This window comes from Komarekiella delphini-convector SJRDD-AB1, from assembly GCF_014831675.1.
GTDB lineage: Bacteria > Cyanobacteriota > Cyanobacteriia > Cyanobacteriales > Nostocaceae > Komarekiella.
The window spans coordinates 1-10,668 of record NZ_VJXY01000097.1 but is presented as its reverse complement, the minus strand read 5'-3'; the positions used below and the strand labels follow the sequence as shown (position 1 = coordinate 10,668).

The following is a 10,668-nucleotide window of genomic DNA, read 5'->3' as shown; positions in this document are numbered from 1 at the left end:
TCGTCGCACACTTTGTTATTCTAAATCCAAAGAAATGCTGAGTCTATCTATTAAATTGTTACTGCACTACCTGAAGAACGGGGTTGTACCCATCTCAGCCTAATTCATCCCGCAATTATGCAACGCCGTTGATTCAATACTGTCGGGTAATCACTTGACCCAAACGCAGTCACATTCGATTGAATCTCTGCCTTCGCGCGAGCTTGCATCATCACCGGAATAGCCAACAGCCCAATCAGTCCTGCTCCCGTGAAAATTTGACTTAAATAACGCACTATTTCAATCTCCTCAAGCTAATTTTTACTTGGATTTGCTTCCAGTCAATCTATCAACAGCAGCTTCTATTGCAGTTTGTCCGGTGCGCGTTTCTATCTCTGGGCTACTTTCAAAGACGATATGACCAGAGTTGAAACCGCGCATCATCTCGCTGTAGCTGTTGACGGCTTCAGGTGAAAAGCCAAAGCTGGAAATCGTTGCTTGCCAGTCGCTTTCGGGAACAGCAATTGCCTGTACATTACGGTTAAGCACAGCGGCAAAAGCAGCAGCGACATCGTTTGGTGAGTAGTCGATCGGACCATGCAGTTCGATGATGCGCTGACCTTTCCAGTCTTCAATCATGGCTTCAGCCGCAGTGCGCCCGATGTCTTCGGTCGAAACCATAGGCAGCCGACGATCGAGTGGAGCAAAAAAACTGGGCAGTACCCCTTGTTCGGCAGCGATCACGGCGGCACTCCCCCAATTCTCCATAAACGATGCCGCTCGCAGAACTGTGACGGGAACTGCCAAGTTGCCCAACATGCGCTCTAAAATATGGGTCGTCAAAATGTTGCCCGTACCGGAAGCGTGCTGTGAACCAACCGAAGACAGTAACACGACCTTCCGTGCATCAGCGTTTGTAAGGGCTTCAACATAACACTCGCCGATCTGTTCTGCCAGCGCAAACATATCGCTGACGTTGTAAGCAGGTGGGTTCATCACATAGACGGCATCCGCTTCACGCATCGCGGCGGTCATCGCTTCGACATCAGTGACTTCGGCAACCGCTACGTCTGCACCTTTCTCTCGCCATGTACTGGCAGCTTTATCAGAGCGCAAGACAACGCGCACTGGAAAATTTCTCTCAAGCAAAGCGTTAGCCACTGCTGAACCTGTCTGTCCCGTCGCTCCAAAAACTACATACATAAGGTTCTCCTGCTCATTAATCATTCCGGTCACTCAGGCGATTTTTGCCTTCTTGCATCATTGCCTGATCCTCATCTTGTCTATTCGTGTAAGTTCAGCATAGGTTGGAAAAGCTGTTCTTGAAATGCCCAAACTTATCCGATGATTGCCTAATTCTCCAGAGCGATCGTTTGCAGAGATTCTATAATGTCAACTGTAAGGTATTGAGTTAGTCGAGTCTCTGCTATGACAGTCGCAATCTCTCGCCCTGACATAATCGCGGATCACCGCCAAGAAATCGCCACACGGATCGTGCGGCATACCAAATCCAGCGGCAACATTATCCAACCCACGGCGATCGAGCAATTAGACTTTGCGCGCTCAGATACAGTATCTACCGCACCTCATAGCGTGTATGAACCCATCCTGGCGATCGTCGTTCAAGGTCAGAAAAAAGCATTTCTGGGTGAGGAGACATATCAGTATGGTGCAATGCAGTATCTCGTCGTTTCCGTTGATTTACCGCTGAGTGGCTTTGTGACTGAGGCGACACCTGACAAGCCGTATTTAGGGCTGAAGCTGAACTTAGACTTGATGCAATTGTGTGAGATGGTTGCCCAAATGGGTTCCAGTTCGGCAAAGCCAGAAAACTCTATTCGAGGTATATCGGTTAGCAACGTCGATCCAGCGTTGATGGAGTGTGCCCTTCGCCTCGTCAAGCTCTTAGACACTCCGCAACACATCTCCATGCTGGCACCGTTAATGATTCGTGAACTCTATTACCATCTGCTGTTGGGTGAACAAGGGGAAGCCGTGCGTCAAATTGCCACATCCGGCAGTAATATGCAGCGAATTGCTTTAGCGATTCAACAAATCAAATCTGATTTTACCAAGCCGATGCGGATCGAGGATTTAGCGAGTCAGATCGGGATGTCTACTTCGTCGTTCCATCAGCATTTCAAGCAAGTCACTTCGATGAGTCCGCTTCAGTATCAGAAGCAGTTAAGACTGTTAGAAGCGCGTCGTCTGATGCTCGCTGAGGATTTCGATGCGACCTCTACTGCCTACCAGGTGGGGTATGAAAGTCCGTCACAGTTTAGCCGGGAATATTCGCGCCTGTTCGGTGCGCCGCCCATTCGAGACATTGAACGGTTACGGACAGCTTGAGCGAAGATTGGCTAGTTATCCATCGACCACAGCATGGCTAGCGATGGCAAGGGTGGTGCGAGTGCCAATGTATTTGGGTCCGAAGGAGCAGTAACTGCAACAAATTTAGTCCCTGGACTGACGACTCGTTGCGCTTCGCGGTTCATCAGATCAGTGAAATTCTGAGGCTGTTGGGAATCAATTGCAAGTACATCCTACAAACTTACAATGCCGCGCTTAACGGCAACAATCACAGCTTGGGTGCGATCGCTGACATCTAACTTATTCAAAATCCGATTGATATGGGATTTAACAGTACCTTCACCGATGCTCAAAGCAGCCGCAATATCGGCATTACTCATCCCCTGTGCCAGTGAGCGGAGTACTGCTAGTTCTCTTTCACTCAGTTCTGGATTGCTGAGGCGCTGTGCCAACTTTGCTCCCACATCGGGCGGAATATACTGCCGGCCCCGATGAACGGTACGAATCGCATTCAGAAGCTCGTCCGGTTCAGTTTCTTTCAACAGGTATCCTTTTGCGCCTGCCTGCAATCCCCGATAAATATCTTCATCACTATCATACGTGGTCAGTACAATAATCCGAGCAGATTTAACGATCGCACAAATTGCACCAATGGCGGCAACTCCTTCCACTTCAGGCATTCGCAGATCCATTAGCGTTACATCTGGTTGGTGTTCCCGAAAGGCGGCGATCGCTTGTTCCCCATTTTCGGCTTGTGCAATCACCTGCATCTCTGGGTCACGGTTAATAATCGTGGCTAATCCTTGCCGAAAAATGGCGTGATCGTCCGCAATTAGAACCCGAATGGTCGTGGCTTGGCTCATCGTGATGCTCACTCAAGGGTTGACGGTGACAATAATTTCTGTTCCTTGTCCAGGTTGACTCCTAATCGTTAGTTGTGCGCCTATGCGCTCTGCCCGTTCGCTCATGCCGAGTAAGCCAAATCCCTCAGAGGCTGGAATACTGCCAACTCCAAAGCCCTGTCCATTGTCTTTCACGCGCAAGCAGAATCGATCGCGATCGTAGACGAGGTGCACTCGGATTTCATCAGCATTGGCGTGTCTAATTGCGTTGGTTAATGCCTCCTGCCCCATCCGCAGTAGGTTACTCTCAACTTCAGTGGGTAGAGCATACACTGCACCCTCAATCTTATAATCTAGAGTGGTATCCATGGCGGCAGCTCTAGTCTGAGCGACGAGACGGTGCAGAGCGCTCTGTAAACTGCCTTCCTCCAAAAGCTGAGGACGGAGCGCGACGACCGATCGCCGCGCTTCAGTCAGTCCAGTTCGTGCCAATTCTTTGATCAGGTCTAGGTGTGCCTGAGCTGCTTCTACATCATCCGTTAGTACCTGGTTTGCAGCTCCGACCTGAGCCAGAATGCCTGTAAATGCCTGAGCAAGTGTATCGTGAATCTCGCGTGCCATGCGGTTGCGTTCATCCAAAATTGACGCGGCTTCTGCTTGCTTCAGCGCCGTAATATCTCGCGACAGCCAAATCACCTGATCATGACTGATTGGGGCAATGCGAGCTGAAAACCAGGCTTCTCGTCCATTTAGAAACGCACTGTACTCGACTGTAAGGATTTGTTGGGTTCTTAGCACCTGCTGAATATAACTTAGAAATTCATCGGCTTGTTCCTCTCCGAGTTGATGCATGGTTTTATCAATCATCTCCTCAAAGGGTTGCCATAGCAGATTTGGCTCCTGTACGATTATTTCAAGAAATCGTCCTTCAGCAGATAGTACAAACAATGGGTCGGGAATTGCCTCAATTAGAGTCCGTAGTTTTGACTCTGAGGCTTGTAAGGCTGCTTCTGCCTGTTTGCAATCGTCAATATCCGTAATGACCCCCAACGCTCGAATGGGTTCACCGGATTCATTCCAGGTAACAATTTTGCCGGCAGAACGAATCCATTTCCACTGACCATCCTGGGTTCGACGGCGATACTCCACTTGAAAGTTGGGTATTTCTCCAGTAATACAAGCATGGTAGGTTGCGACAACTGATTCTCTGTCATCAGAATGCAAATGAGCAATCCATTCAGGAATGCTTTCGTGGAATGTTGCTGGATCGTAGCCCAGCATTAAAGCGTATTCCGGGTTAACAATTCTTTCTTCAGTCTTTAAATCAAAATCGTAGAGTCCTTGATTTGAAGCGGTTAATGCTAAGCGTAGTCGTTCTTCACTCGTTTGTAGAGCAGCTTCTGCTTGTTTGCGATCGCTAATATCCGCAATCACCCCTTCAATGTAGTCATCGTCTGCATTCAGATAAGCAGAGAAAAGTCCCCAAAACACTGTCCCATCTCGTTTTCGCCCCTGTGCTTCATAGCTTCGCACTTCCCCATCCCGCTTCAGCACCTCAAGGAATTGTTGGCGATCGCCGGGATTTACATAGTAGTCTGTGGCGTGTTCAAGCCCAATCATCTCCTCTGATGAATCAAAGCCAAGCAGATTGGCATAGCATTGATTGGCATCGAGAAGTAATCCATCCGAGAGGCGGGTGCGGAAGATGCCAACCTGTGAGTTTTCAAAAATATTGCGGAACTTAGCTTCACTGCGTTGTAATGCCTCTTCTGCTTGTCTACGCTGGGTGGTGTCATTGCCCACCGATAAGATTTCAACGACATCTCCCTGTTCATTGAAGATGGCTTGATTCGACCAGGCAATCCAAAACCGTCTACCGTTTCGACAAAGGTTTTCATTCTCGGTTTGCAAGTAAGCTTGAGGCAAGGGAGCTTCAAGATTGTGAAACAGATCGTGAACAAACTGCTTGAGATCGCGTCCAGATGTTTCGGTTTCTGGAACGATTGTTTCCAGTAGGGTACGCCCTAAAATCTGATCTTCCTCATAACCAAAAAAGCTCAGTCCATAGTCATTCATGTATCGAATTCGTCCTTGCCTATCCGTGCGAAGGATGATTGAATTCGCAGTTTGAATCAGGTTACGGTAGTTGGACTCACTTTGTCGTAACGCAGCAGTTCGTTCTGCGACCTGTTGCTCTAAAGTGCAGTTGTAGTCGGCTAGGAGTTTCTCGGCTTGTTTGCGCTCTGTAATGTCCTGAAAGGTAGCGATCGCATAAGTGATATTGCCTTGTTGATCAAAAACTGGTGTTCCCCGTGCCTCAATTAGAATTGTGGTATGACCTCGACGAATTTCTATATCTTCAGTCCTGATGCGTTCGCCCTTTAATGCCCGCACAATCGGCAATCTCTCCGCTGGATAGATTTGATCCGTTCCCGCTACATAAAGCTGATAAGCCTCTGAGATCTGCTCCGGTGCGATGGAAGTATCAGTTTCTTTGCCTATAAGTTGACTGCCGCATTGGTTGGTATAGTAAGGGCAACCTGTCGCATCCACGATCCCAATTCCCACCGGAATCGCTTCGAGGAACTGGGTGATCTTGCTTTCCTTAGCCCGCAGTTCTGAGTAAAGGTTGGCATTTTCGATAGCGATCGCTGCTTGAGTCGATAATAGCTGCAAGACCTGCGATCGCTCTGGTGTAAATACTCCAGCTGCTAACCGATTTTCTAAATATAATACACCGACCAGCTTGGCTTGATTCAGCAGCGGCAAACAGAAAATAGATTGAGGCTGGTTCTGTTGAATGTATGGCTCATTAATAAAAGCATCTTCACGAGTCGCATCATTTAAGGTGACAGGCTTCAGAGTCCGAATCACATATTGAATGATTGATTCTGGCAATTGATCGGCAATTGGAATAGACTGTAACACCTGAGTCGCACAAGCATTCTCATCGGTATTGAGTTCACAAGCCGCTTCAATCGACCATTCTCCTGAGTTTTCTAAAATCAGATATCCGGTTTGTGCGCCAGCATTCTCAATCAAAGTTTGCATCAGCGATCGCAGCAATTGCTTCAGTTCAATTTCACGAGAAATCGCCTGTGAAGCTTTCATCACTGCTGCTAAATCGAAAGCGGTATGGAAGGGATTAGTGATAGTTTCAGTAGTAATAGGAACTGATGCGGAAGCAGCTCTAGACGACTGAGAAAAGAACTGTGGATAGCGAGTTTCTAAGTCTTTAACTTTAGCAGTTGCGCCCCAGCGATCGTAGCAATAGTGCGCCTCTTTCATGTAGGTTTGAGCAATTTTTGACCGACCTCGCATCAGATAATGTTTAGCCGCTAATTCATAAGCTAATGCTTCTTCCTGGATAAACTCATGCTCAGTAGCACCTGCGATCGCCCGTTCATAAAACTCCTCAGCCTCAAGAAATTGCCCTAAGACTCGCGCTTTCTCTGCCTCGACTAGATAAAATTTATGTAGATAATTCATTGGGGCGTGTTCTGCCCATTTCTGTATCTTTTCTTGGTTGGTGTTAACACAGTTTAGCCAAGCTACTTTTTCAGAGTTTGAAGCATCGAGCAATAGGCTCAAAAGCGCCAGCGAATGATAGAAACAGAATACAGGTAAAACCTTTATTGCCGTCGCTTCTTCAAAATGTCGCCTTGCCAAAATAGCAGTCTGTCCAGCTTGATGGTGTTCTCCAAATAGATAACACAACATGACTTTGTGCAAATAGAGTATTTGGATTGCAGTTCCATCTTTAATTGCAATAGCGTGTGATAACGCCTCCTCTTCATTACACAGCCGACCAACTAAGCGACTGGGATTAAGAGACCTATCTAACAAATTAAGAATGGTCTGCCACACCATTGCAATCCAAGTTGAGGGGCTTTCCCGCCTGATTCGATCAACCGCTTTGCTGTAGGTTGCCATTTTCTGTTCCAGTTGGGTGAGTTCCTCACCGACGAAAAACGAGTTGTAGCACACGTCATATGCAGCATAACCAGCGGTTTCAAAGTCTCCGGTTTCCACTCCTTCCTGATAAGCCTCAACCAGCAGTGGTATCGTCTCCTTAAGATGTACTTTCCATTGCATAACGTGATCACTAAATAACTGTAATGCTTTAGCCTTGCCTTTTCTGGTATTCAATCGTTCTGCCAAGCTAAGAGCCAATTGACCAAATTTATAGCCGAGTTCAATGTCTTGAACAACTCCACATAGAAAAAATCCGTAGGCAGCATAATACAGTGGTGACCAGATAGCATTACCGTAGTTGATTGATAAATTTACCGTTTTACAAGTAATCAGTATCATCAGTGCTGGTGATACTATGAATGCAGCAGCCCCTATATTCGCTAGGATTGACATTGCTGCTAGCGGTTCTGGTGCAGTCATCTCTGGTAAATTAATCAAGTCTTCAATTTCTCGTTGGGCGAGTAGTGCCGCCGTTGACTCCAATCTGCCTCGAACATCTAACTCACTTGGATTTTCTGGTAAAATCACTCCCAGGAGCTTTAACACTTCCAAGCCAATTTTAAGTGCTTCTTTCAGGTTGCCCTGTGACAAATATCCTTGAATTCTGCTATCGTAAGCCTGCACTTTGTCAACCACTGTTTTGGCACGAGCGAGTACTACTTCTACCAACTGTTCCATCTCATCAAAGCAACCATGAAGATATGCTGCTTCTGCTGCTTGGGAGTACAGCGCTAAGGTGAGGTCATACTCACTGAGCCAACTCTCCCAATTGAGGAGTTTAAGCCCTGTAGTGAAATACTTAAAAGCTGCTTCATAAGCCGTTGCTGCCTTTGCTTTCTGACCTGCCATTAAATTCAATCTGGCAATTTCAGTTCGTTCTGATCGAGCAGTGACTAGCTCAAGTCCTTGATTGAGATGATCGATGATTTCAAACAACCGATCGGATCGTTGCTCTGGTGAAGTTTTTTCGAGCAATTTGCGACCAATTTGGAGATGAACAACCTGTTTGTGCGATTCATCAATCAAAGCATAAGCCGCTTGCTGAACGCGATCGTGCGAAAACTTATACTTTTGAACCAACAAGTCTTCGTCCAATTCAGATAGAGGTTGAATTAATCCCGCTTGTATTGCTTCTAATAAATCCTGGAAAATTGCTTTCGGTAATTTTTCGCAAACGATCGCCAATGTTTCTAAATCAAACTCAGACCCAACACAAGCAGCGATGGAGAGAACTTGCTGTGTTGCTTCCGGCAATTTCTGCAACTGACGCAGCAGCAACTCCACCACATTACCCGTGATATCTTGAGCTTCAATCTCAGTTAAGTTCCACTGCCAACTCAACTGTTGGGCATCAAAGGTTAACAGGTTTTCGCTATGCAGCAGCTTCAAAAATTCACCAACAAAGAAAGGGTTGCCCTCGGTTTTACGCAACACGACTTGGGCTAAGGAACGAACGGTATCAGGATTGCGATGTAATGTCTCAGCCACCAGTTGAGTCAACGGTTCCAGCGTTAAAGGAGTCAGGGTAATTTCTTGAAGCGCTGCCCCCTGCTTTCGCAAGCTCTCCAGCATCAAAATTAATGAATGCGTTGGAGATACTTCATGATCTCGATAGGCTCCGATCAAAAACAGAGATTGAGTTTGCTCGTCAAGCAATATGAGTTCAATTAACTTCAACGTCGCAGAATCGATCCACTGTAGATCGTCTAAAAAGACGACCAGGGGATGCTCTTTTGCACAAAACGCCCGCACAAACCTTTGAAACGTGAGATTGAAGCGATTCTGTGCTTCTGTTGCTCCAACTTCGGGCACAGGTGGCTGCTTGCCAATAATGAACTCAACTTCGGGAATGACATCTACGATAATTTGTCCGTTGCTTCCCAAAGCAGTGAGTAGACGCGATCGCCACTGTTGCACTTGCTCATCCGGTTCCCCCAGAAGTTGCTGCACCAACTTTTGCAGGGCATCCACAATGGCGCTGTAGGGAATATTGCGCCTGAATTGGTCAAATTTACCCGATATGAAATAGCCGTGCTTTGCTGTGATGGGTTTATAGAGTTCTTGCACCAATGCTGTTTTGCCAACGCCAGCGTAACCAGCAACGAGCATGAGTTCGACATTGAATTGAGCATTTTCTATTCCTGACTCTAGTTGACAAATTTCGCCAAACGTCTCTTTTCTAGCCACTCTGTCAAACGCCGCCAATAATGCTTTAGTCTGGGCTTCTCGTCCATACAGTTTCTGAGGAATGCAAAACTGTTCTGAAACATCTTGTAGTCCCAACGACATGGTGTTGATCTGACCCATTTCTGCCAGTTGTTGAGCGCAGTGTTCTAGATCCGCTTTGATGCCCCAGGCACTTTGATAGCGATCCTCCGCATTTTTCGCCATCAACTTCAAAATTATGCCTGAAATGGGTTTGGGAATCGTGGCGTTCAATTCATGCGGAGGAATCGGCGGTTTGGCAATATGGCAATGAACTAGCTCCAGGATGTCTTGAGTGGGGAACGGTAGCTGTCCAGTTAACAGTTCGTAGAAAGTTACGCCCAGCGAGTAGAAATCGGTGCGATAGTCGAGCATCCGGTTCATCCGCCCGGTTTGCTCTGGCGACAGATAGGCAAGCGTGCCTTCTAACACATGGGGACTTTTAAAAGTCGGATTCGTGCGGTTAAATTGGGTCGCAATCCCAAAATCAATAATTTTGACAACGCCAGTATCCAGATTAAAGACTATGTTTCCAGGGTTGATATCTTTATGAATGACATTGGCTGCATGGATTCTGCCTAAAATGTCGCAAACAGCGATCGCAAGACCTAGAAAAGTGGATAAAGGCATGGGGCAGAAGATATCTGGGCGCTTGTGCATCCATTGCTCTAGGGACTCTCCCCTAAAATCTTCTAAGATAATCACCAGAGTGCGTTGATAGTCCTGCTGGCTGTATGCCTTGACAACTCCTTCCAGATTCAGGGAACGGGTAATTTTATATTCCTGTCTGTAGCGGGTTAGTTCTTGGGGAGAGGGATAATCAAGCTTTAGCATTTTTACAACCATCCCTACTCCATCGTCTCTGATGCCCCGGTACACTAGAGAATTGGAACTTTCGTATATTTTGTTTTGGATAAAAATACCAGGTAGAGCAATCATAGAGCAACTCTTGAGAGGATAATCTGGCATAACCCAAACTATACAGCAATCCAGCTATCTACATTTTTCATCTTCTGAGGTTTTATTTGGTTTTGTTCATTTCTAGCCAGTTGTAGAGCCTTAACTAAACTCGTTAAGCGTTGTATCAATTATGTAGAGCCATTCTACAACACTCACGCTTACAACTGGCATAGCACGGGACACCAGAAGCGGAAAGTTTTACCTTATCACTCGTACAACTTCTTCACTGTCCCGTTGTGTTGCTAACTCCATTGAAACTGCAACCAAAAGGGGCTTTGTTGCATGAAACGGAAAAAAGATAAACTTCACTCAATAGAAGGGCGAATTAATTTTCCACTTTGTAGCTAACTGGTTTACCTAAATGAATCATGCGATTGAGCGCAGCACACTGCAAGAA

General features: G+C 46.6%; 5 protein-coding genes and 1 pseudogene. 2 read left to right on the top strand and 4 right to left on the bottom strand.

The features are described from left to right. A pseudogene (locus tag FNW02_RS36080) lies at window positions 1-103 on the top strand (IS1 family transposase); the annotation flags it as partial. Between the two features lies 1 nt (window position 104). On the opposite strand, the gene FNW02_RS36075 reads toward FNW02_RS36080, so the two are convergent. Both FNW02_RS36075 and FNW02_RS36070 read right to left on the bottom strand, forming a co-directional pair. Further along, window positions 105-275: a hypothetical protein gene (locus FNW02_RS36075; protein WP_191762289.1), complete on the bottom strand. Its 171-nt coding sequence runs from the start codon at window positions 273-275 to the stop codon at window positions 105-107. A 25-nt stretch (window positions 276-300) separates the two neighbouring features. Continuing rightward, a complete protein-coding gene (locus FNW02_RS36070; RefSeq protein ID WP_225226213.1) occupies window positions 301-1,206 on the bottom strand; it encodes an NmrA family NAD(P)-binding protein in 906 nt (301 codons plus the stop codon). 201 nt (window positions 1,207-1,407) lie between these two features. On the opposite strand from FNW02_RS36070, the gene FNW02_RS36065 reads away from it, so the two are divergent. After that, window positions 1,408-2,328, top strand: coding sequence for an AraC family transcriptional regulator (locus FNW02_RS36065; RefSeq protein ID WP_191762288.1), 921 nt, complete (start codon window positions 1,408-1,410; stop codon window positions 2,326-2,328). A 194-nt stretch (window positions 2,329-2,522) separates the two neighbouring features. Here the strand turns inward: FNW02_RS36065 and FNW02_RS36060 are convergent, their stop codons facing one another. Together FNW02_RS36060 and FNW02_RS36055 are read right to left on the bottom strand one after the other, a co-directional pair. Beyond that, the gene (locus FNW02_RS36060; protein ID WP_191762287.1) at window positions 2,523-3,152 is read right to left on the bottom strand and encodes a response regulator; all 630 of its coding nucleotides are present in this window, start codon (window positions 3,150-3,152) and stop codon (window positions 2,523-2,525) included. A gap of 12 nt (window positions 3,153-3,164) precedes the next feature. Continuing rightward, window positions 3,165-10,250, bottom strand: a complete 7,086-nt coding sequence (locus FNW02_RS36055) for a PAS domain S-box protein (protein WP_191762286.1) — start codon at window positions 10,248-10,250, stop codon at window positions 3,165-3,167. Window positions 10,251-10,668: the final 418 nt, after the last annotated feature.